This window comes from Cohnella phaseoli, assembly GCF_003386235.1.
Taxonomy (GTDB): Bacteria; Bacillota; Bacilli; order Paenibacillales; family Paenibacillaceae; genus Cohnella; species Cohnella phaseoli.
Genome location: NZ_QRDZ01000073.1, coordinates 1 through 1,614, shown reverse-complemented (window position 1 = coordinate 1,614; position 1,614 = coordinate 1). Strand labels below are relative to the sequence as shown.

The window sequence follows — 1,614 nt, the reverse complement described above, 5'->3', positions numbered from 1 at the left end:
TTTAATACGAAAATTCGGACTACCTTTAAACGCGCGTTGTAACGGATTTTGGACAAAAAAAGACCCCCCGCCCCAAAAATCCGTTTGGATTTTAAAAAAAAGGACAGACTATTCGGTAATTGCCTGTAACATCACGTTGTATCCCATTTGACGAATATACGTCAAATACGTATCCAATGTCTTCTTGCTGGACGTACCTTCGCCTAAGGGTACGTCTATTTCTTTGTAATGCGTTTGCTCGCGCATCATAGCATGCAAGATACGGGTCAACAAATGCCCCGTTGCTACATTCGCTTTCTTCTCTCCTCGCCTCTTTCGGATTCTTCGAAAAAACTGACCGATCCGGTTGTTGGAGCGACTGTTCGCCCAGGCTGCTTGGCACAACGCCGTTTTGAGATGCTTGTTTCCTTGCTTCGTTTTTGCTTTTTTGCGTTTACCCGCGCTTTCATTGTTCCCTGGACTCAGTCCCGCCCACGACGCAAATTGGGCGTCCGTCGGGAACATCTCCGCCACATGGGGACCGATCTCGGCAAAGATCGTAAGGGCTGAGGTTCGCTCAATGCCGGGAATGGAATCGATTTGCTCGATCATCTCTGCATAAGCGCCTATGCACGCCTCAATCCGCTCTTCGAGTCGCGCGATCTTTTGCTCCAGATACGTCAGGTGCTCCCAGTGTTCACTGATCATCTCTCGGTGATGTCGCCGCAGCTTCCCGTTAAGCGCATCCAGCAATTGGGGCACTTTCTTCTTCAAGGTCGTCTTGACGAGGCTTCGGACTTCGGCTTCCTCCAGCACTTCTCCGTTCATGATCTTCTGCAGCAGCGCTCGCCCCGAAACCCCATAGAGATCCGAGATAAACGTCGTCAACTTGATGTTGCCATCCTGGAGAATCTTGTGTATCCGATTTTTTTCCGAAGTCACCGCCTGAACCATTTTGGTCCGATAACGCGTCAAATCCCTCAAGTCCCGAATCTCCTGATCCGGCACCATACTGGCTTCAATGAGCCCGCAGCGATGCAACTGCGCAAGCCACTTGGCATCTTGGGTGTCGGTTTTTCGGCCGGGCATGTTCTTCACGCGTCTGGCATTCGCCAGAACGAGTTCACAGTTCCCCTCCAATAGGTTCCACACCGGTTTCCAAAACACCCCGGTGCTTTCCATGACGACCTCCCTGCATTCCTGCTCTCGCAACCAGTCCTGAAGCTCCAGCAACTCCCGCGTTGTCGTCCCGAATGTCCGCATGAAACTTTGCGGCTTTTTTTCCAAAGGACCTTTCAATACGTAAGCCACTACCGTTTCCTGATGCACATCGAGCCCAGCGCAACAAATCCGAATGGCATCCATCTCTACTCAACCTCCAACCTTTGGATACAAATCATGCGCTCGAGAAAGTGTAATTTAATACACGTACTATGGGGTGCTACAATAGGCGATACTCGAAAAGCGCAATAGGACGGTTTTTCGAACGGGGTAAGTCCCAATAATCGTCCGTCCTTTGATTTGTATCTTCAGTTTTCACGTATAAGCGGCTTTCAAAAGCTACGATTGGATGCATACGGAAAATTTTCATTCCAGGGGGTGGCAACGCTCTTTGTTGTCATGGATGTTTTTCGA

Annotated in this window: 1 protein-coding gene; it reads right to left on the bottom strand. The window is 49.8% G+C overall.

Annotated elements, in window-relative coordinates; translation table 11 throughout:
* Positions 1–108: 108 nt before the first annotated feature.
* A complete protein-coding gene (locus tag DFP98_RS38515; protein WP_116065956.1) occupies positions 109–1,344 on the bottom strand; it encodes an IS110 family RNA-guided transposase in 1,236 nt (411 codons plus the stop codon).
* Positions 1,345–1,614 lie beyond the last annotated feature (270 nt).